A 20,006-nucleotide genomic window follows, 5' to 3' on the forward strand; every position below is an offset into this window, starting at 1 on the left:
CGCCCAATGAGACTGGCCAATGCGCGCCGCTTGGCCATATAAGGACGACACCCCTTCGGTCCCAGGGCCCCGGACCTTGGACCCAAGCCGCGATTTCGTCATGGCAGCGCTGGAAAACCGCCCCTTCGTCAAGATGAACGGCCTCGGCAACGAGATCGTCGTGCTGGACCTGCGCGACGCCCCGCTCGCCGTGCCGGCGCAGGAGGCGCGCGCGCTGGCGCGGCCGCAGTCGCTTCCCTTCGACCAGATCATGGCGCTCTACCCGCCGCAGACCGAGGGCACGCGCGCCTTTGTCCGCATCATCAACGCCGACGGTTCCGAATCCGGCGCCTGCGGCAACGGCACGCGCTGCATCGCGCTGTATGAGGCCGGCCGCACCGGCGCCGACCACATGGTGTTCGAGAGCGTCGCCGGCCTGCTCGACTGCACCGTCGTGCCCGACGGAGTGACCGCCGACATGGGCGTGCCCCATTTCGGCTGGCACGACATCCCGCTGGCCGGCCCGGTGGCCGACACCCGCGCCATCGAGTTGCAGGCCGGCCCCGCCGAGGCGCCGGTGCTGCGCGGGCCCGCCGTCGTGAATGTCGGCAACCCGCACGCGATCTTCTGGGTCGAGAATGTCGAGGCGGTCGACCTCGGCCGATACGGGCCGGAGCTTGAGCACCACCCGATCTTTCCCGAGCGCGCCAACATCTCGGCCGCGCAGGTTCTCTCGCCCGACCACATCGTCCTGAAGGTGTGGGAGCGCGGCGTCGGGCTGACGCGGGCCTGCGGCTCGGCCGCCTGCGCCGCCGCCGTCTCCGCCGCCCGCCTCGGCCTCACCGGCCGGCGCGTCACCGTCACCCTGCCCGGCGGCGACCTGCTGATCGACTGGCGCGAGGGCGACGACCACATATTGATGACCGGCCCCGCCGAATTCGAGTTCGAGGGCCGGCTTTCCGCCGACATGCTGACGGCTCCCGCCGAGCGCCCGGCCGGCATCGGCGCCGCCTGATCGATGCCGACAGCCCGCCCCGTGGAGATCGTGACCTTCGGCTGCCGCCTGAACGCGCTCGATTCCGCCACCGCCCGCGCCATGGCGGGCGCGGCCGGGCTCGACAATGCCGTCATCGTCAACACCTGCGCCGTCACCGCCGAGGCGGTGAAGCAGGCGCGCCAGACCATCCGCCGGCTCAAGCGCGAGGACCCGGCCCGCCGCATCGTCGTCACCGGCTGCGCGGCGCAGACCGAGCCGGCGAGCTTCGCCGGCATGACCGAAGTCGACCGCGTGCTCGGCAATGGCGAGAAGCGCGACCCGGCGAGCTGGGCCGACACTCGCCGGGCGCTCGATCTCGGCTCGTCCGAGAAAATCGTCGTCGGCGACATCATGGCCGTCCGCGAGACCGCGCCGCATCTCCTCGACGGGCCGGCCGACACCATTGAGGGGCACAGCCGCGCCTTCGTGCAGGTGCAGGACGGCTGTGACCACCGCTGCACCTTCTGCATCATCCCCTATGGGCGGGGGAACGCACGCTCCGTGCCGATGGGCGCCGTGGTCGAGCGCGTGCGCGCGCTGGTCGCGCAGGGATTCGGCGAAGTGGTGCTCACCGGGGTCGACCTCACCTCCTACGGCGCCGGCCTGCCCGGCGCGCCGCGCCTCGGTACGCTGGTGCGGGTGCTGCTGCGCCACGTGCCGGAACTGGCCCGGCTGCGCCTGTCCTCCATCGATTCGGTCGAGGTCGACACGGAGCTGATGCGCGCGCTCGCCGAGGAGGAGCGGCTGATGCCGCATCTGCACCTCTCGCTGCAGGCGGGCGACGATCTGATCCTCAAGCGCATGAAGCGCCGCCATTCGCGCGCCGACGCCATCGGCTTCTGCGCCGAGATGCGCCGCCGGCGGCCGGACATGGTGTTCGGCGCCGACATCATCGCCGGCTTCCCGACCGAGACCGGCGCCCAGTTCCGCGCCTCGCTCGATCTGGTCGATGCCTGCGGGCTGACGCATCTGCACGTCTTCCCCTTCTCGCCGCGCGCGGGCACGCCGGCCGCGCGCATGCCGCAGGTCGCGACCGAGATCGTCCGCGAGCGCGCCGCCCGCCTGCGCGAGAAGGGCACGCAGGCGCTGCTGCGCCATCTCGCCGCCGAGATCGGAACCACCCGACAGGTGCTGGCCGAGCGCGGCGGCATCGCCCGCACCCCGGGCTTCACCCCGGTTCGCCTGTCGCGGCCGACCGTGCCCGGCACGCTGACCCATATACGCATCGCCGGCCACGACGGCGCGCGGCTGATCGCGGCTTGAGAGACATGACCGACACGAGCGACAAGACCACCGGCTTCTGGAAGCGCCTGACGCAAGGCCTGACACGCACCGCGACGGAACTCCAGACCGGCATCACCGACCTGTTCACCAAGCGCCAGCTCGACGCCTCGACCATCGAGGATTTCGAGGATGTGCTCATCCGCGCCGATCTCGGTGTGGAGAACGCCGCTCATATCGCCGAAATCCTGCGTCTGGGCCTGTTCGACCGCAAGGCGGGGGCGGACGAGGTGCGCGAGGCGGTGGCGCACGAGATCGAGGCGATCCTCGCGCCGGTGGCGCGGCCGCTGACGTTCGATCCGGCCACCAAGCCCTTCGTGCTGCTGATGGTCGGCGTCAACGGCTCCGGCAAGACCACCACCATCGGCAAGCTCGCCTCGACATTGAAGGCGCAGGGCAAGAAGGTCGTGCTCGCCGCCGGCGACACCTTCCGCGCCGCCGCCGTCGAGCAGCTCAGGGTCTGGGCCGAACGCACCGGAGCGACCCTTGTCGCCCGCGCGCCGGGCGCGGACGCCGCCGGCGTCGCCTTCGACGGCATCGAGAAGGCGCGCGCCGAGGGCGCCGACGTCCTCATCATCGACACCGCCGGCCGCCTGCAGAACCGCGCCGAGCTGATGGCGGAACTGGAGAAGATCGTCCGCGTCATCAAGAAGCAGGATCCGACCGCCCCGCATGCGGTGGTTCTCACCCTCGACGCCACGGTGGGGCAGAACGCGCTGCTTCAGGTCGAGGCGTTCCAGCGCGTGGCCGGCGTCACCGGCCTCGTCATGACCAAGCTCGACGGCACCGCGCGCGGCGGCATCCTCGTCGCCATCGCGGCCAAATACCGGCTGCCTGTGCACCTGATCGGCGTCGGCGAGGGCGTCGACGACCTGCAACCCTTCGCGGCGCGCGACTTCGCCCGCGCCGTCGTCGGACTGGAGAGCTGAAAATGAGCGAGGCTTCGTCCGGGAGCGGACTGCGCTCCATGCACCCGATGCTCAAGCTGGCGCTGGAGCTCGGGCCGCTCGTGGTGTTCTTCGTCGCCAACGGGCGCGGCGGCATCTATGTCGCCACCGGCGCCTTCATGGTCGCGACCTTCGCCGCGCTGGCGGCGATGTGGCTCATCGCCCGCAAGATCGCGGTCATGCCGCTGATTTCGGCCGGCGTCGTGCTGGTGTTCGGCACGCTGACGCTGTGGCTGCAGGACGACCACTTCATCAAGATGAAGCCGACCATGGTCAACGCGCTGTTCGGCGTCGCGCTGCTCGGCGGGCTGTATTTCCGCAAGCCGCTGCTGCCCTATGTGCTCGGCGATGTCTTCGTGCTGACCGATCGCGGCTGGCGCGAGCTGACCATCCGCTGGGGCGGGTTCTTCATCACCATGGCGGTGCTGAACGAGGTCGTCTGGCGCAGCTTCTCGACCGACACCTGGGTCGCCTTCAAGACCTTCGTCTATCTCCCGCTCACGCTGGTCTTCGCCATGGCGCAGGTTCCCCTGATGACCCGCCACGCCCCCGAGCCGGCGAAGGACGAGGGGAAGGGCGAGAAGCGCTGAGGGGGCACCGGACGACTGTGAATCCGTTGATGTCGGTTCCTCTTACCCGTCATCGGGCTCGTCCTCTCGCCAGAACGAACCGAGCTTAACCGCCGGCCGCTTTTCGGGGCCGCCTGAGCCGATCAACGCGCCAAGTTCAGAACCTGGCTACGCACATCCGACAAATTGGCCGATGTGTCGACTTGCTTTGCATTCACATTGACATCAACGCCGCCATAGTCCCGCGTTCCGCCGGACTGGTCGGGCGGCGACGGCAGATAGGTTCCGGCAGGGGCGTTGATCGGATAGGTCCGAAGGAACCTGCGGGTCTCGTCGGAACAGGTTCGCTTCAAGCAGTCGATCTGAAGCTGCATGACCTCGCGATCACGCTGCCGCTTTGCCTCTATTGCCATTCTCTGCTTCTGCTCGAGCTCGTACAGTTCGCGTTCCGCCTGGGCCCGCCGATCGGTCTGCCACTGATCATAGGCGTTCCGGGGCATCGAACGGATTTCCTGGGCTTTCTCGCGAATCTCGGCCGCGGTGCGCTGAATCGAATCCGCGCATTCTTGCGCCCATTGCGTCCAGCTGCGCTTGATGCCCCACGTCTTGCTGCAGCCATCCGCCGAAGCGGGATCAGCGGCCAGCAACGCCGCGCCTGCCGCGGCAACGATCAGAACAGTCTTGCAGAGCATTGGACCACCCGCACGGTTCGGTTGAAGATCGGAATTCAGCCGCGACGTCTAGTATAAAGGCAGCCGGCAACAGCTTGGCCAGGATGGGTTATGAGACATCCCAGTCCAGCGTGCCGACAGCAGGCCGCTGCGCCATGACCCGCCTCACAGCGTCCGGCGTCACGAACTCGCGCCCCCCTAGAGTGGCGCGGTCGAAGCCTAGCGAAACGCCGCCGCAGATGGACCAGATCTGGCCGGACTGCCGATCGACGAAGCCGAGACCCGGCAGCGTTTCCGGTAATTTTACCGGCTCGGGCGTATAGGTGTCGAGCAACACTCGCATATCGACCCGCACCCGCTCCAAGACACGGCGCTGCTCCAGGATGCGGGCGACGGCGAAGTGTCGGAAGATGTTGTTCATGTCGCGCCAGATCGGCTCGGCGCGGTAGACGTCCTCCATACGCTCGGTCCAGGCGCAGGTGAAGGCACGCGCGATGGGATTGGTCAAACCGGAGGCAACCAGTGCCTGTCCTGTATTCCTCTGGTCTTCGTCCCGCAGGATTACTTGCGCCGTTTCGAGGAAGCCGGTCTCGCCGTCGGGTGATATCTGATAGTTGAACTGGCCGGGGGTGAACCAGAACCGCGTGCTTTGCGGCTGCTTGCCTGCAGCATTACGATCGCCGAGAGCGGCGCTGAGCTGAATCCGCAGTTCATGATGAGAGGGGAAAGGTGAAGCGATGGGCAGCTTCAGCGTCCCCTGTCCCACCTGCTTCATGCGGTAATCGGCATCGACCAGAGTATAGGCGACCCGCGTATGCCTCGGCATGCCGTCGACACGGACTTTCTGCGGCGAGGCGCAGACGCGCATGTATTCGGCATCGTAATCTGATCCGCTCGTCGACAGTTCGTTCAGACGCTTGAAGACGGCGGGATCGGCATCAATAGAGATGGCGGGTGCCAGATTATACCCCGGCTGACCGGGCTTGCCGACGTAGCGACCCCAGGCGGCGCGCAACGCTATGATAAAATCGTCGAAATCGAGCGGCGGAGCCCCCTTCTCCTTCTGCCCCCACAGGATCACGTCGCGATTTGCGGGGTCGGCGACGAAGCCATCCAAGCGCGTCATGCCACCGAGGCGTTTCAAGCGCGCGCAGCGCGTGCGGGCGAAACTCTCCGTTCGGCCTGAACAGGCGGCTATGGCCCCCGACAGCTCCTTCAGCGACACCGCGACAGCCGGAGCGGCGCTGAACCGCGTCGGCTGAAACTCGCAGGCAAACTTCTGCTGCTGGGCGTTCGCGGGATGCGCGGCAAGAAACGTCGCTGCGCCGGCGGTCGCGAAGCTCCCAGTCAGGAAGCGTCGGCGCGAGAGTGTCATGGCTTAGAGGCCGCCGCAGCACAGCCGGCGTGTAATGGCCAGCTTGTAATCAGGGGGCCTGTCGCTGCCCCACCGGGCACAAGCCGAACCGCAGCATCGTGTAGCAGCCGTATTGCCACTTCTCTCTCCGAGCCGCAGCCATCTCCCGTTACCCAACTCAGTGTTGCACGCCGCGCGCGAATGATACAACCTGTTTCCGTTACGCAATCATGGATGGCGACGATGCGGAAGCTTGACTGTCAGTCCTTCGCATACGCGTGTGCCTGGGGGCTGGCGAACGCGGCCTTTTTAGCCGCCACGCCAGCTTCCGCCGATAGCAAGACCTTTTTGTACGAGTTCATGAAGAGCGTAGGTTGCTCGCAGGTGCCGGCCTATGGGTGCGACCTCCTCGATGTCGATAACGCCCGCAGCATCGCACTGACCTATCGCGGCCTTCTCTCGAGCCATTACTGCGGAACGATTAACGTCGCGCAGGCGCGCCAGCTGTCGCAGATCGGCATGGCGTCCCCGGAATGCGACCTGATCATTCAGCAACTCTACGATGACACGCAAAGATGGAACCAGCCGACGGGCGCGACGGCGCCCGCCTCCGCTCCTGCTCCGGGTGGGGTCTCGGTTCACGTCGCGCCGCAGGGCCGAGAGAGCAACCTAGATGACGTGAGCGCCGCCGTTAACGCGCTGCGGTGAGCCTTCCGCTGAATTTCTTGTACTCTGGGTATCTGACCCTCGACTATATTTGGGCGTGCAAGTTGTCACATACTAAAGAAATATTACCACTTGTTCGCATGCGAATGCACGGTATGATTGCAACGCGCACATGGGATGGGCGAGGCGAAGATGGGGAGGCTTAGTTGGCTGTTTGTTGTCATCGCGATGATGCTCGCGGGTGGCGTTACGGCCAAGGCCGATCCCGACCTCTCGCTAAGCGCGTTCGCCAATGACCCTGCGGCGCCGGCATGTGACACGACAATCGATCCACAGTTCGGAATTGCGCCTATCAGTGCCGTACCGAGCTCGAAGGTCACTCCGGACTGGCATAAGATTTTTCTTCGGCTGAAGATCCTGCGATACCCTGCCTCGTCACCGTCCGAGCGACGTATCGCGGGCTTAGACTATAGCCATCTGTATGACGACCATATATTTATATTTCATTTCCCTGAGAATGAAATCGTCTTCGACCTGCAACGGGCGATGACATCAGGTGTCCCGCGAAATTCTCGATTAAGAGAGGTCGTCGACTGCTCTTACATGTCATCTAAGGAAATCGTACTTCACGCTCCATTTTTTGCGATGAATTCGGCGGGCACACCGGTTTCGGCCACCACCATCCTCCATGTGCTTCGCCGTTACTACGTGCCTAGCGAGCGTGTCCCGCGCGAGTCGGCAGTCGTGTCCGAGCCGTCTAAGCCGCAGTCCCTCGTCATCGTGCCCGACAGCAGGACGGGTGCGCCGCAGATCTGGGCGCAGAACTACTACCCATGGGTGGACGCCTCGCGTTCGCGAGACGTGAAAGCCGGCGAAGCGGTATTCGCGGTCGACCGCGCGACATGCGAACCAGACGGCAATTTTCTGCTCGGCACGATCGGCAATCTTGCCAACGACCAGGCTCCCGGGTCGGTTATACGCGGCGAGATGATTGCGCTTAACAATTATTACGGCGCCAGTGGCAACCCGACGGACCGCAAGGCAGTAACCGAAAGTGTCAACGATCGCGCCTACTGGTGTATCCCCAAGAGAGAGTTCTGCTACCAGCGCGTCGCCTTCGGAGATTTTGGCGTGCGGGCGAAGAAGGGCGAGCTGGCCGCGTTCGCGTCAAGCAAGATTTTTTCGATGGAAGACGGCCTGCTTGCGGCCCTCCAGGCCGCCATCGTCGGCACATGCGCCGTTCGACTGACTCAGGAGAGGAAGTACTGAACATGGCCCGCACGTTCTTGTTCTCCTTGTTTGTCGCCATGCTGGGGGTGGTGCTGATCGGCACCATCGGTGCACGCGCCGATGACGCCGAAATCGATTGCCGCGGCCCCGGCGAATTCTGCATCGTCACCAGCACAGGGCTACCGCTGCGGCTGCTAACCAAGCCTCAATCGAACATCTACGTGGAGATGGACGAGAACAGCCATCAGCCGGAATCCAACATCCCAGCCTTCGAGGCTCTATTCGCCTTCGACATGTTCGACGTGAAATACGACAAGACGAACTTTGCGGCAGAGGGATGGTTTTCCGTCGGGCGCACCACCAAGGAAATCCTCGGCTATATGAGGGCGGAGGACGTGGTGATGTGGAAGCAGGCGCTCGCGCTTGCCTATATCAATCCCGGCGTTTCGGAACGCAAACCCGTGCTGATGTTCGAGAGCGAGGACGCTCTCGACGAGACGCTCAAGCAGATCGACGGCGGAACGCTTCAGGCCACGAAACTCTATGAGGATATCGCCGCCGGAAAGCCCCCTTCAGGCATCGTCTCACGGGAAGGCAACGCTTGGATTGACATCAATCAGCAATTCTACCTGCTGCCGATCCTGCAGTTCGAGGATCTGAGCGACCTCAATCCGGGCAGCGAGATGCGCGCGCTGCAGACGGCCGCGCTTACAGCACAGGCCCGTTCGCGGCAGACCTCCGCTTGCGACATAAGGCAGTCCGGATCCGGCGACTGCTTCCAGCAACAGACCGGTGGGGGAGTCGGCGGCGTCGCGCTCGATGTCGTGTTCGTCATCGACATGACCGCGTCCATGGATCCTTATATCGAGGCGGTGGAGGCCGCCATCCGCGAGGCGTCGCAAGCTCTGTCGCAGAAGCTTGCTGATCCATCGGCCCTCAAATTCGGATTGGTCGGCTATCGAGACTCGGTCGAAGCAACTCCGGGGCTGGAATGGGTCGCCAACAATTTCACGCCGGATCTGGTTGACGGCAAGGCGTTCCGCGATCTCCTCGGGTCCGGCATCGTCAAGGCCGCGACTGCCGGCAGCGGCGACCACGAGGAAGAGGTTTTTGCCGGCGTCAAGATGGGCATAACCTCCAACTGGTCGCCTTCGGCGGCACGCATGATCATCCTGATCGGTGATGCAAGCTCGCATCCGCTTGGGCACGCGAAGAACACCAGCGCTCTCAGCGAACAGGCCGCACGCGCGCTGGCAGACCAGGAAAGGGTCTACATCGCCTCCATCTATGTCGGCGCGGAGGGGTCGGCGGACTTCGCGGCCGCAAAACCCCAGTTCTCCACCATGGCGGCCGGCGATGGCGAAAGCAGCGTTGCCTTCTCCGTCGTCGGTGGCGGCGGCGAGAGTCTGGAGGCCAGCCTTCGCAGCACCATCAGTCAGGTTGTCGACTTCATGAGCGCCGGCAAATTCGGCAGCATCTCGAATGCCAGCGCCGGCGGCGATCAGACGGCAGCCGCCATCCTTGGTGCCGCTCGTGCTGCGTTCGTGGAGTATATCGGTTCCGCCGCCACGCCGCCGTCCAACATCACGGCCTGGATGCTGGATCGCGACCTCACTGATTTTGCCAAACCCGCCTTCGAGGTGAAGGTTCTCGTGCGCAAAGGCGAGTTGCAGGGCCTGATGAGTACCCTCGACGAAGTGATCGAGACGGTGAAGGAGAATAAGACGACGACAGCGGATTTCTTCGCCGCGGTGCAGGTAAGCTCGACCAGCCAAGCGTTGGACATAAGGAGCCAGCTCGGCAAGGACCCGAGCAAGAAATTCGCGCAGGTCGTCCCGCGCTGGATCCAGTCCCTGCCCTACAAGAGCGAAATCCTGGGGCTGACGCTCGACGAATTCCGGCAGTCTTCCCCGGCGGATCGCACGCGCTTCGAGGAGCGGCTCACGAGCCTCGTCAAGCTCTACGATGACATTCTGAACCGCGCGGATGCCTGGGCGAGCCTGAATTCCGAGGATGTCGCTGAGGAACGCGTCTACATGCTCGACCTGAAGAATTTGCCCTGACGAGAGCGATGATATGCCCGCGTCATCGACCGTTCTTCAGATCAGATCGCTGACCAAGATTCTCGAGAGTGGCGGGTCGCGCTTCGAGTTGCGCATTCCGGACCTTTCGTTTCAGCGCGGTCGCTTCTACGGGATCGTGGGGCGAAGCGGCAGCGGAAAGAGCTCCTTGCTCGATCTGCTCGCCATGGTGTCGCGCCCAACAATGGTGGACACCTATGAACTGATCGCTGATCGCGAAACGGTCGATCTCGCCAACATCGTTCAGTCGGGCGATGACGCGGAGATCAGCCGCATCCGCCTGCGCCATTTCGGCTACATTCTTCAGTCAGGCGGCCTCTTCTCCTTCCTGACCGTACGCGAGAACTTGCAGCTACCGTTCATTCTCGCGGGGATCGAGGTGAATGAGGATACCATCCGCCAGTTCGTCGAGCTTTACGACATGGTGGCTCAGCTCGACAAGAAGCCGAGCCAGCTTTCGGGTGGCCAGCGCCAGCGCGTCAGCATTCTGCGCGCGCTCAGCTTAAGCCCGCAGATCGTCCTTGCCGACGAACCGACGGCCTCCGTCGACGAGAACATGGCGGAGGTGATCGTCGGCGAACTGAAGCGCCTGTCGCAGCTGAACGGCGTCACCGTGATCATGGTTTCGCACGATCTCGACCTGGTGCGCAGCTTCGCCGACGAGATCATCACGTTGCGGCCGGAGATGATCGGCGCCAACTCGACGCTGTCGGTCATCGGACAGGGAGGCGCCGGGTGATGGCGGTGCGAAACCCTCTCCGAAGCATCAGCTTCGTGGCGTTCAGGGATCTCGCCAACGAGAAGCTTATCAGCCTGTGCCTCGTGCTCTCGGTGGTGGCGGTCCTGGCACCGATCCTCCTGCTGGGGTCGGTCAAGGTGGGCTTCATCGACCGGCTCCGGTCCGAATTCATCGAGGATCCCAGCTTCCGGGAAGTGCGCCCGACCAACCCCGATCTGCGTCAGGAGCGATTTTTCGCCGAGCTGCGGAGCTGGGAAAATGTCGCTTTCGTCTCGCCTTCAGTAATGCTCGTGCCGCGCGAGGTCGATTATGTGGGACCCAAAGGCCGCAAAAGCGAGGCGCGGCTCGTACCCTCAAGCAGGGCGGACCCGCTCTTCAGCAAACTCACCGGCGAGGGACCCTCGGGCGACCGGGTGGTGCTGACGTCGGATATCGCCGACAAGGCTGGCCTCACGATAGGCTCCGCGTTCAAACTCTCCGTCAGCCGGATTGAGCGTGACCGCCGCAAGGTCGTGGAAGTACCCGTCACCGTGAGCGGAATCGTCCCGGATGAGCTTCTTCCCCAACCAACGATCCTCGCCGATCAGGCTCTCGACCGTCAGGTTGAAAGCTACCGCGCCGGGCTCGCAGTCAGCGAGCGGGGATGGCCCGGCGTCCCGATGCCGCCGCGCCAGGCTTACCCCCGGCTGATGATCGCGGCCGACGGCCCGCTTGGCGAAACCGTGCTGACCGACCTTCGCATCCGGGTGGGGGCGAAGAACCTGATCCCCATAGAGCCGGCACGTGTCGCGGATCTGTTCGGGGATGGGCTCGCCGGACTCACCGCCGGCGAGGCTTCTGCGACCGGACTCAGCGAGACCACGCATTTCTACCTGCTGGAAAATGCCAGCCGCCCCTATTCAGGCGTCGACATCGAGGAAGCACGGGCCGTGCTCGTCAACAGCCGCGCGCGTCCTGTCGGGGTCGGCACGCCCGTGTCGGTGCGCGTTCTCGGTGATGAGACCAAGCTGGTCGGGCTTGACCCGAAACTCTTCATCGGGCTCGGCCGCGATCCAGGCTGGGCGATCCGCAACGAGGCGGCCTACTCCTTGAACAATGGCGTTTTCCTGCCGGAGAAGCAGCGGATCGCGTGGGAGGCCGCCGGGCGTCCGTCTTCCGTCGAGATTGACCTCGTGCCCGATGCCGGTTGGGCCACCGGTCCGTTGAAGCTGACCGTGGCCTACCTCGGTTTCCTCGATGTCAATGCGGTGGTCGCCAGTCCGGTCCTGCTCGCCATGTTGCGCAGAGGTGCCGACGTCCCTTTGGCGTTCGACGCGGCCAATGCGAATATTGCCGAGCAATCCGCGGGCTTTCGGGGCTTTCGCCTGCTGGCGACCGACATAGACGCCGTGCCGCGGATCGTGGAACGCTTTGAACAGCTCGGCGTAGCCGTGCGAGCAAAGTCGGACGAGATTCGCAAGCTTCAGCAGCTCGAGCGCAGTTTGGATACTCTTATACTCGTCGTCGCCAGCGTCGCGCTCGCGGGCGGCTACTCCATCCTGTCGTCCAGCTTCTTTGCCAATGTTCAGCGCAAGCGCGTAGATTTCGCCACAATGCGACTGATCGGCATGCGCAAGCGCAGCATCTTCCTCATTCCGGTCAGCCAAGCACTGACCATTGCCCTACTGGGTTTCCTGGCTTCCGCCGCGGTCTACCTTCTGGTCTCAAGCTTCCTGAATTCGGTGATCGCGCCGCAGCTCGGCTTTGATGGCCAGTTGTCTAAGCTTTACTTCGTACATTTCGCCTTTTCGGCCACCTTCGTCCTGATCGGCTCCGGTCTTGCTTCGCTTGCCGCCGCGCGAGAAGCCACTCGGATCGATCCGGCGCAGGCCATCCGCTCCGGCTGACAGCGTAATGGGGTTGGGGGTCGCATGGTAAGGCTGATCAAAGCACTGATGCACGCGGCCTGCGCCCTTATGGCGCTGACGGCGCCCGCCGCCGCCCAAGGCTGCGCCGGGATCACCCTGTCGAGCGACGTCTTCGCCTCCTGGTCCAATCCCAAGCCAGACCCGGACGACTTCATACTCCCCGGTCCCGCCGGAATGCCCCTCATCTTCACACGCGTCGACCTCGGGAAGGCTGGGCTCTACGGAGATGAAAAGACCACCTACAAGATGGGCGCCGACAAAAAGGTCTTCGAGACGCCGCTCGATGTTCGTGTTGCCTCTCCAATTATCGACGCGGCCGGAAATTCGGTTCTGTTGATCGGCAAGTATGAGCTGTCCAAAGCACAGTATGTGTACATCATGGGCGGCGGACAGTTGGGGCGTGGGGTCGAAGCCCTCGCCTCGCGCACCAAGGATGAGCGCGTGCTCGGTGTGCTTCTGGACTACGTCGCGCCGGAGAGCAAATGCAAGGGCGTGCTGACCAAGCCGATCGCCGACCTGCTCTCCGAGCCGATCACCTATCTGAGCTACCGGGACTATGTCGAGGTGCTGGACGTCTTCAATCTGTTTTGCATCGGCAACAGGAGTTGTGCCGATAAGTTGGCAGCCCTTTCGCGGAATCCTGACTATCCCGGCTTCGTACGACTGCCGACCGAGCACGAATGGGAATTCGTGGCCCGCGGTGGCGAAGAGTTCATTGCCGGCACCATCACCCGCCAGTCATTGCAGACGGACGTGCCAGCCATGCCGTCGGGCACATTTCTTCAGGATTTCGCCCATCTCGGCAACGAGCCGCAGCGCCTGCTGCCGATCGGTTCACGCAAGAAGCTGTTCGGCTTCTACGACGTCATCGGCAATGCCGGCGAACTCATGCTCAATCCCTTCACTGCCGAGAACGGTTTCGGCGCGGTGGGCGCTTACGTGTCCCGCGGCGGCAGCTATCGTCTCCCCTCGGAGCAGTTCCGAATCTCGATGCGTGACGAGCAGCCGGCCTTCCGCCGGGACGATGTCAGCAAGAGCCTGCTCGTTCAGAACTTTCCCTATGTCGGCATTCGGCTCGCGCTGGGCCTTCCAGTCATCGGCAGCACCCAGCGCACCGGATCCACCGAACTCAACGACCAGTTCGTGGCGACATACCAGGCTATCAGTGAGACGGGCGATCCGGCAGGCAACAACTTCGCCAACGCCAAGGATCTGGGCGTTCTGACCGGCAATGGAGCCGAGACGGTCGAGCGATTGTCGGATGATGACACCGAGGACTTCTTCTCGCTGACGCTCAATGAGTATGCCGCGCTCGAGATCGAGATAAAGCCCACGGAGCCGCTGACCTTGTCAGTGCTCGACGAGGCTGACACGCTGTACGGCACGCTTGCGGCGACCAAGCCGCAGAAGAGCCTGACGACCCGCGATCTGCTGCCCGGGCGTTATTTCCTCCGACTCGCCTCGAATGGCGCGAGATCGCCGCCCAACCGCTACACGCTGAGTGTCCGCAAGAAGCCGACAGCCGACACAGGCATAGCCCGCCCGGAATCGGCGGCGTTGGCCTCGGCGCTTCCCCTCGCCTCGGGCTACACGGTGACCGGCTTCATAGGTGCCGGCGACCGCGCGGACACGTACCCCGTGATCATGAACGACGCTCGCGCGGGGATGAGCATAAGCGTCAGCGAGCTTAAATCCCCTGTAACGCTGATCTATCTCGACGAGCGGCAGCAGATCGTGGCGAGCGCGACATCGGAAGCGGGCAAGACGGCCTTCGAGCTCGCGGTCCCTGTGGCGCAGGGCAGCCGTGGATTCGTCCAGGTCGTAGCGGCAGGTAACGGCTCCACGGGTTACCGCCTGACGATCAGCCCGAAGAAGCTGTTCGACGAGGCTTTCTCGACCACCCTAGGTCAGGCGACACGGCAGACCGTTGCCCGCCGGGCCTATCCCGGCATGCTCACGCCTCAGGGCAACAGGCTTTTCCTCCCCATCACGCTGAACGAGCCCGCAAAGCTGCGGATCGAGCTGACGGGCCTTCTCGCGGCGGCGGACATGGAAGTCATTGATTCAAACGGCAACCCGGCCACGTCCGACCACAAGCGCCCTGGCACGCAGGACGAGGTGTTCGCGAAGGATCTCGAGAGCGGAAAGTATACCGTGCGGGTCCAACTGGCGTCGGGCGCGCTGCTCACGCCATTCAACCTTTACTTCTCGACCGAGGAGTTCTCAGGTGCCCGGACATTCGACCCCGCCACCGCGCGCGCCAATGCCACGGAGTTGACCGGCATCGAGTTCGACAATCTGAAACGCGGCGAAGCGAAATATTTCAAGATTACGGTCAGCGATGACCGCGCCTTGCTGATCGCAGACTTGTTCGGATTCAGCGCAGCATCCGATCTCGATCTATATGTCGAAGGACACGACGGCGGCGTCATTGGAAAATCGACAAACAGCGGAAGCGCACAGGAGACTATCCGTGCAACCGTGGAACGCGGCACGTATTACCTGCGCGTTGCACCATCTGGGACAGCCTCACAGAACAATTTCACGATCAATGTCGATCTGGTCACGGAGATGAAAGATCCCGACCTCTCGTGGATGGGAAGCTTCGTGGAAAGTCATGATGACTGGACCATCTATTCACAGGGTGGAAAATGCTATGCCGTCACGATCGCCCAAAATGTCGAACCTGACATCGGCTGGCGACCGCAGAAACCCTATTTCTATATCGGCGTCGAACGCGCGGATGCGTCCATCTGGATAGCACTGGACCAGTCCACGAAGGCGGGCGGAGACACTACCTACAAGAATGGCGAGGTCTCGGTACAAGTCGACGGCAGGTATGTCCCCGGTGAATTCGAGGGGCGCCAATTAAAGCCACTCACGAGGCGCAACTGCGCTTCGAACTCCTGTATCGATTCCGACGCCATACGCAGCTTCCGCAACGGGCACTATCTGGAGATCACAGGCGCAGACCCGGTCAGCGACGGTCGGGTCGCGGTCAGCTATAGCCTCAGTGGCTATACCAAATCCGCTCAACGCATTAACCAGATCTGCGGGGCCCGGGCGAACTGGGTTTGGAACAAGTGACCGTAGGACAGTAGGACTGCGGCCGGGTTCCGCGACATTCCGCGAAGAGGTTCTGACCTGACCATACGCTGGGGCGGGTTCTTCATCACCATGGCGGTGCTGAACGAGGTCGTCTGGCGCAGCTTCTCGACCGACACCTGGGTCGCCTTCAAGACCTTCGTCTATCTCCCGCTCACGCTGGTCTTCGCCATGGCGCAGGTTCCCCTGATGACCCGCCACGCCCCGCCACCCCCGCCGGATTCGGCAGCCGGCGACACGCGGGACGGCACGCAGGGCTGACGGCGGGCAGGGTCCCGCCGGTGGCAATCGCGCGCGGCCGGCGAGGCAAGCCAGAACGCTGGGCCTTGGCGCGGGGCCTTGGCGCGGGGCCTTGGCGCGGGGCCTTGGCGCGGGGCCTTGGCGCGGGGGCCTTGGCGGCGGGCGCCCCGGCGCCGATACTGCGGTGGAATAGGTCGACAGACCGCGAGCACGGGACGGAAGATCCGGCGCGCGGACGCGTTCCGCCATCTCCATCGGAACGAGCGCCATTCCCGGCCGGATCGACGAATAAAGGGTGAGGAGCGCCGACCATGGAAGCCAGCGCGGCCAACGCGGCAGCCGGTCCGCTGTCGGGAGTTCGCGTCGTCGAGCTCGGCAATCTGATCGCCGCGCCCTTCGCCACGCGGCTGATGGCCGACTTCGGCGCCGAGGTCGTCAAGATCGAGGCGCCCGGCGAGGGCGACCCGCTGCGCAAATGGCGCAAGCTGCACAAAAGCACCTCGCTCTGGTGGTACCTGCAATCGCGCAACAAGAAGTCGGTCGCCGTCGACCTGCGGCGGCCCGAAGGACAGGAGATCGTGCGCCGCCTCGCGCGCGACGCAGACGTGCTGGTCGAGAACTTCCGCCCCGGCACGCTGGAACGCTGGGGGCTCGGCTGGGAGGCGCTGCGTGAGGTCAATCCCAACCTCGTCATGGTGCGCATCTCCGGCTTCGGCCAGGACGGGCCCTATCGCGAGCGACCCGGCTTCGGCGCGGTGGGCGAGGCGATGGGCGGCATGCGCTTCACCACCGGCGATCCGGACCGTCCGCCGGCGCGCACCGGCATCAGCCTCGGCGACTCGCTGGCGGCACTCCACGCGGTGATGGGCGCCCTGATGGCGCTGCTGCGGGTGAAGAGCGGAGGCGGCGGGCAGGTCATCGACGTCTCGCTCTATGAGAGCGTGTTCAACCTGATGGAGAGCCTTGTCCCGGAATATGACGTGGTCGGCTTCGTGCGCGAGCGCTCCGGCGGCTCGCTGCCGGGCATCGCGCCGTCGAACTCCTATCCCACGGCGGAGGGCAGCTACGTCATCGTCGCCGGCAATGGCGACGCCATCTTCAAGCGGCTGATGACGGCGATCGGCCGCGAGGACATGGCGCTCGACCCCCGCTTCGCCTCCAATGACGGGCGCGTCGCCCATGTCGAGCTGATCGACGCCACCATCGCCAAATGGACGCGCCGCCATTCTCTGGAGGAAGTCACCACGGCGCTGGACCGCGCCGACGTGCCGAACGGGCGCATCTACTCGGTGGCCGACATCGTCTCGGACCCGCAATATCTCGCCCGGAAAATGATCCTGCCCTCGACGCTGCCGGACGGAACCGAGGTCAAGATGCCGGGCATCGTCCCGCATTTCTCGGAAACGCCGGGGGCGGTGAACTGGCTCGGCCCCCGGCTCGGCGAACACACGGCGCCCGTTCTGGCCGGGCTCGGCTACAGTGCCGAGGAGATCGACACGCTCGCCCGCAGCGGCGCCATCACGCGCGGGGAGGAGGAATGAACGGGGCCGCCCTGCCCTCCCGCGTCCATGTGCAGGAGGTCGTCGCGCGCGACGGGCTCCAGATCGAGCCGCGCTTTCTGCCGACCGCCGAAAAGATCGCCCTCATCGACGCCCTGTCGGAAACCGGCGTATCGAAGATCGAGGTGACGTCCTTCGTCTCGCCCCGCGCCGTGCCCAATCTTGCCGATGCGGGCATCGTCGCGCGCGCCATCGCGCGCCGGCCCGGCGTCACCTATGTGGCGCTGGTGCCGAATCTGCGCGGCGCGCAGGAGGCACTCGACGCGGGCATGGACGAGCTCAACCTCGTCATGTCGGCGAGCGAGACCCACAACCTCGCCAATATGGGAATGACCCCCGCGCAGTCGCTTGAGGGCTTCCGGGCCATCGCCGAGGCAGCGAAGGGGACGGGCACGACGCTCAACGGCTCGATCGCCACCGCCTTCGGCTGCCCCTTCGAGGGCGCCCAGCCGGAGGCGAAGGTGCTGGCGCTGATCGAGGACTATCTTGAGTCGGGCCTCGATTCCGTCACCCTCGCGGACACCACGGGCATGGCCAATCCGCGACAGGTGGCTCACCTCGTCGGCGCGGTGCGGCGCCAGTTCGGTACGCTGCCGCTCACCCTGCATTTCCACAACACGCGCGGCATGGGGCTCGCCAACGTGCTGGCGGCCCTCGACGCCGGCGCCGACCGCTTCGATGCCTCGCTCGGCGGCCTCGGCGGCTGTCCCTTCGCGCCCGGCGCGACCGGCAACATCTCGACCGAGGACCTCGTGCACATGCTGGACGAGATGGGCGTCGCGAGCGGCGTCGACCTTGCCCGCCTGCTCGCGCTGGCGCGCGCGCTGCCGGCCCTCATCGGCCACGATATTTCAGGGCAGGTGGCCAAGGCGGGCCGGAGCACGGACCTTCACCCCGCCCCGGCCAATCGGCACCCAGCGGCTCCATGACAGGACGAGAGACGAGAGAACAGGACATGGAGGGCGCCCCCCGGCGACCGCCCGCGCAGCCGGCGACGCCCGATTCCGCGCCCGTCGCGGTCGCGCTCGACGCGGTCAGCGTCCGTTTCGCGATCAGGGGCCAGCCGCTCTACGAGGCGGTCGCCCCGACCTCGCTGCGCGTGCGCGAAGGCGAATTCGTCGCCATCGTCGGCCCCACGGGCTGCGGCAAGTCCACCCTACTCAACGTCACCGCCGGCCTCCTCAGGCCCGCGGGCGGGGATGTGACGATCTTCGGCAGGACGCTGAACGGGCTGAACGCGCAGGCGGGCTACCTCTTCCAGCAGGACGCCCTCATGCCGTGGAAGACGGCGCTCGACAATGTTGCCATCGCGCTGGAGATCGGCGGCGCGCGCCGCGCCGACGCCCTCGCGCAGGCGGGGGAATGGCTGAGGAAGGTCGGCCTCGGCCGCTTCGGCGACCGCTACCCGCATCAGCTCTCCGGCGGCCAGCGCAAGCGCGTCGGCCTCGCCCAGGTGCTGGTGCGGCAGCCGAAGATCCTGCTCATGGACGAGCCCTTCGGCCCGCTCGACGCCCAGACGCGGCAGATCATGGGCACGCTGCTGCTCCGCCTGTGGGCGGACGACCGCAAGGCGGTGCTGTTCGTGACCCACGATCTGGAGGAGGCGATCGCCCTCTCCGACCGCGTCGTCATCATGTCGGCCGGGCCGCAGGCGCGCATCATCGGCGACTACCCGATCGACCTCGCCCGTCCCCGCGACACCGCCGACATTCGCCTCGACCCGCGCTTCCACCAGCTTCACCGCCAGATCTGGAACCAGCTCAAGGCGGAAGTCGCCAAGACCTATGGGGAGGACCTTGCGCCGTGAAACTTCATCCCGCCAAGCTGCTCTTCCTCCAGATCCTCGTCGCCCTCGTCGCGCTCGCCATCTGGCAGATCGGCGCCACCGTGCCGATCGGCGGCACCTACATGCTGCCGGAATTCTTCTTCTCGAAGCCCGGCGACGTGCTGGCGCGCGTCTATACGCTGTTCGCCACCGGCACGATCTGGAAGCATCTGTGGATCACACTCACCGAGACGGTGCTGGCCTTTCTCATCGGCTCCGTCGCCGGCGTCGTCTTCGGCTTCTGGTTCGCCCGCCAGCCCACCGTCGCGGCGGTGTTCGATCCCTATGTGAAGATGTTCAACGCCCTGCCGCGCGTGGTGCTGGCGCCGATCTTCATGCTCTGGCTCGGCCTCGGCATCTGGTCGAAGGTCGCGCTCGGCGTCACACTGGTGTTCTTCATCGTGTTCTTCAACGTCTATCAGGGCGTCAAGGAAGTGAGCCCGGTGGTTCTCGCCAATGCGCGCATGATGGGCATGAACGAGCGCCAGCTGCTGCGCCACGTCTACTGGCCGTCGGCGCTGTCGTGGATGTTCTCGTCGCTGCACACGGCGGTGGGCTTCGCGCTGGTGGGGGCCGTGGTCGGGGAATATCTCGGCTCCGCGGCGGGGCTCGGCTATCTCATCCATCAGGCGGAGGGCGTGTTCGACGTGACCGGCGTGTTCGCCGGCATGGTCATACTGGCCGGCTTCGTGCTCGTCATCGACTGGGGCGTCACCCGCATCGAGCGCCGGCTTCTCGTCTGGCGGCCGCAATCCGCCGGCGAGCAGAACTAGAGGGCGGCGCTTCGCGACGGCGTGCCCTTGCCGCCGCCCCTTGC

The 20,006-nt window shown here is 65.0% G+C and carries 16 protein-coding genes and 1 pseudogene; 15 read left to right on the top strand and 2 right to left on the bottom strand.

From position 1 onward, the window contains the following. Positions 1 to 100: 100 nt before the first annotated feature. Genes dapF through GBB76_RS10865 form a run of 4 tightly spaced genes read left to right on the top strand, consistent with a single transcriptional unit; the run spans position 101 to position 3,833 of the window. On the top strand, positions 101 to 994 hold the full coding sequence (gene dapF, locus GBB76_RS10850; protein WP_152303313.1) for a diaminopimelate epimerase: 894 nt from the start codon (positions 101 to 103) through the stop codon (positions 992 to 994). Between the two features lie 3 nt (positions 995 to 997). Further along, positions 998 to 2,278: a tRNA (N(6)-L-threonylcarbamoyladenosine(37)-C(2))-methylthiotransferase MtaB gene (mtaB, locus tag GBB76_RS10855; protein WP_152303314.1), complete on the top strand. Its 1,281-nt coding sequence runs from the start codon at positions 998 to 1,000 to the stop codon at positions 2,276 to 2,278. Positions 2,279 to 2,283: 5 nt separating this feature from the next. Next, positions 2,284 to 3,225, top strand: a complete 942-nt coding sequence (gene ftsY / locus GBB76_RS10860; protein ID WP_210250432.1) for a signal recognition particle-docking protein FtsY — start codon at positions 2,284 to 2,286, stop codon at positions 3,223 to 3,225. Between the two features lie 2 nt (positions 3,226 to 3,227). Beyond that, the gene (locus GBB76_RS10865) at positions 3,228 to 3,833 is read left to right on the top strand and encodes a septation protein A (RefSeq protein ID WP_152303316.1); all 606 of its coding nucleotides are present in this window, start codon (positions 3,228 to 3,230) and stop codon (positions 3,831 to 3,833) included. A 122-nt stretch (positions 3,834 to 3,955) separates the two neighbouring features. Here GBB76_RS10865 and GBB76_RS10870 read toward each other — a convergent pair whose 3' ends face one another. Further along, entirely contained in the window at positions 3,956 to 4,504 is a 549-nt protein-coding gene (locus tag GBB76_RS10870) for a hypothetical protein (RefSeq protein WP_152303317.1), read from the bottom strand. An 88-nt stretch (positions 4,505 to 4,592) separates the two neighbouring features. Further along, positions 4,593 to 5,858: a DUF1598 domain-containing protein gene (locus tag GBB76_RS10875; protein WP_152303318.1), complete on the bottom strand. Its 1,266-nt coding sequence runs from the start codon at positions 5,856 to 5,858 to the stop codon at positions 4,593 to 4,595. Positions 5,859 to 6,080: 222 nt separating this feature from the next. On the opposite strand from GBB76_RS10875, the gene GBB76_RS10880 reads away from it, so the two are divergent. The 11 genes and pseudogenes from GBB76_RS10880 (at position 6,081) to GBB76_RS10930 (ending at position 19,962) form a co-directional block, all read left to right on the top strand. Next, on the top strand, positions 6,081 to 6,545 hold the full coding sequence (locus GBB76_RS10880; RefSeq protein ID WP_152303319.1) for a hypothetical protein: 465 nt from the start codon (positions 6,081 to 6,083) through the stop codon (positions 6,543 to 6,545). Positions 6,546 to 6,680: 135 nt separating this feature from the next. After that, a complete protein-coding gene (locus GBB76_RS10885; RefSeq protein ID WP_152303320.1) occupies positions 6,681 to 7,772 on the top strand; it encodes a hypothetical protein in 1,092 nt (363 codons plus the stop codon). Positions 7,773 to 7,774: 2 nt separating this feature from the next. Further along, on the top strand, positions 7,775 to 9,796 hold the full coding sequence (locus tag GBB76_RS10890; RefSeq protein WP_152303321.1) for a VWA domain-containing protein: 2,022 nt from the start codon (positions 7,775 to 7,777) through the stop codon (positions 9,794 to 9,796). A gap of 13 nt (positions 9,797 to 9,809) precedes the next feature. Next, a complete protein-coding gene (locus tag GBB76_RS10895) occupies positions 9,810 to 10,553 on the top strand; it encodes an ABC transporter ATP-binding protein (protein WP_152303322.1) in 744 nt (247 codons plus the stop codon). Further along, positions 10,553 to 12,439 carry an ABC transporter permease gene (locus GBB76_RS10900; RefSeq protein WP_152303323.1) on the top strand — a complete coding sequence of 629 codons (1,887 nt, stop codon included), beginning with the start codon at positions 10,553 to 10,555 and terminating at the stop codon, positions 12,437 to 12,439. Before GBB76_RS10895 ends, GBB76_RS10900 begins: the two co-directional genes overlap by 1 nt. Positions 12,440 to 12,463: 24 nt before the next feature. Beyond that, positions 12,464 to 15,547, top strand: a complete 3,084-nt coding sequence (locus tag GBB76_RS10905) for an SUMF1/EgtB/PvdO family nonheme iron enzyme (protein ID WP_152303324.1) — start codon at positions 12,464 to 12,466, stop codon at positions 15,545 to 15,547. A gap of 57 nt (positions 15,548 to 15,604) precedes the next feature. Further along, positions 15,605 to 15,826: pseudogene (locus tag GBB76_RS10910) on the top strand (inner membrane-spanning protein YciB); the annotation flags it as partial. A gap of 290 nt (positions 15,827 to 16,116) precedes the next feature. After that, positions 16,117 to 17,346 carry a CaiB/BaiF CoA-transferase family protein gene (locus GBB76_RS10915; RefSeq protein ID WP_152303325.1) on the top strand — a complete coding sequence of 410 codons (1,230 nt, stop codon included), beginning with the start codon at positions 16,117 to 16,119 and terminating at the stop codon, positions 17,344 to 17,346. Beyond that, positions 17,343 to 18,293: a hydroxymethylglutaryl-CoA lyase gene (locus GBB76_RS10920; protein ID WP_152303326.1), complete on the top strand. Its 951-nt coding sequence runs from the start codon at positions 17,343 to 17,345 to the stop codon at positions 18,291 to 18,293. The genes GBB76_RS10915 and GBB76_RS10920 overlap by 4 nt, the downstream gene beginning before the upstream one ends. A 26-nt stretch (positions 18,294 to 18,319) precedes the next feature. After that, entirely contained in the window at positions 18,320 to 19,171 is an 852-nt protein-coding gene (locus tag GBB76_RS10925; protein WP_152303327.1) for an ABC transporter ATP-binding protein, read from the top strand. Further along, positions 19,168 to 19,962 carry an ABC transporter permease gene (locus tag GBB76_RS10930; RefSeq protein WP_152303328.1) on the top strand — a complete coding sequence of 265 codons (795 nt, stop codon included), beginning with the start codon at positions 19,168 to 19,170 and terminating at the stop codon, positions 19,960 to 19,962. The genes GBB76_RS10925 and GBB76_RS10930 overlap by 4 nt, the downstream gene beginning before the upstream one ends. The last annotated feature ends 44 nt before the right edge of the window (positions 19,963 to 20,006 follow it).

This window comes from Ancylobacter sp. TS-1 (genome assembly GCF_009223885.1).
Taxonomy (GTDB): domain Bacteria; phylum Pseudomonadota; class Alphaproteobacteria; order Rhizobiales; family Xanthobacteraceae; genus Ancylobacter.

What these genes read in the sequence shown, in the direction of transcription:
- dapF (WP_152303313.1), top strand. Translation starts at nt 101, where the DNA reads ATGGCAGCGCTGGAAAACCGCCCCTTCGTCAAGATGAACGGCCTCGGC.
- mtaB (WP_152303314.1), top strand. Translation starts at nt 998, where the DNA reads ATGCCGACAGCCCGCCCCGTGGAGATCGTGACCTTCGGCTGCCGCCTG.
- ftsY (WP_210250432.1), top strand. Translation starts at nt 2,284, where the DNA reads ATGACCGACACGAGCGACAAGACCACCGGCTTCTGGAAGCGCCTGACG.
- GBB76_RS10865 (WP_152303316.1), top strand. Translation starts at nt 3,228, where the DNA reads ATGAGCGAGGCTTCGTCCGGGAGCGGACTGCGCTCCATGCACCCGATG.
- GBB76_RS10870 (WP_152303317.1), bottom strand. Translation starts at nt 4,504, where the DNA reads ATGCTCTGCAAGACTGTTCTGATCGTTGCCGCGGCAGGCGCGGCGTTG.
- GBB76_RS10875 (WP_152303318.1), bottom strand. Translation starts at nt 5,858, where the DNA reads ATGACACTCTCGCGCCGACGCTTCCTGACTGGGAGCTTCGCGACCGCC.
- GBB76_RS10880 (WP_152303319.1), top strand. Translation starts at nt 6,081, where the DNA reads ATGCGGAAGCTTGACTGTCAGTCCTTCGCATACGCGTGTGCCTGGGGG.
- GBB76_RS10885 (WP_152303320.1), top strand. Translation starts at nt 6,681, where the DNA reads ATGGGCGAGGCGAAGATGGGGAGGCTTAGTTGGCTGTTTGTTGTCATC.
- GBB76_RS10890 (WP_152303321.1), top strand. Translation starts at nt 7,775, where the DNA reads ATGGCCCGCACGTTCTTGTTCTCCTTGTTTGTCGCCATGCTGGGGGTG.
- GBB76_RS10895 (WP_152303322.1), top strand. Translation starts at nt 9,810, where the DNA reads ATGCCCGCGTCATCGACCGTTCTTCAGATCAGATCGCTGACCAAGATT.
- GBB76_RS10900 (WP_152303323.1), top strand. Translation starts at nt 10,553, where the DNA reads ATGGCGGTGCGAAACCCTCTCCGAAGCATCAGCTTCGTGGCGTTCAGG.
- GBB76_RS10905 (WP_152303324.1), top strand. Translation starts at nt 12,464, where the DNA reads ATGGTAAGGCTGATCAAAGCACTGATGCACGCGGCCTGCGCCCTTATG.
- GBB76_RS10915 (WP_152303325.1), top strand. Translation starts at nt 16,117, where the DNA reads ATGGAAGCCAGCGCGGCCAACGCGGCAGCCGGTCCGCTGTCGGGAGTT.
- GBB76_RS10920 (WP_152303326.1), top strand. Translation starts at nt 17,343, where the DNA reads ATGAACGGGGCCGCCCTGCCCTCCCGCGTCCATGTGCAGGAGGTCGTC.
- GBB76_RS10925 (WP_152303327.1), top strand. Translation starts at nt 18,320, where the DNA reads ATGGAGGGCGCCCCCCGGCGACCGCCCGCGCAGCCGGCGACGCCCGAT.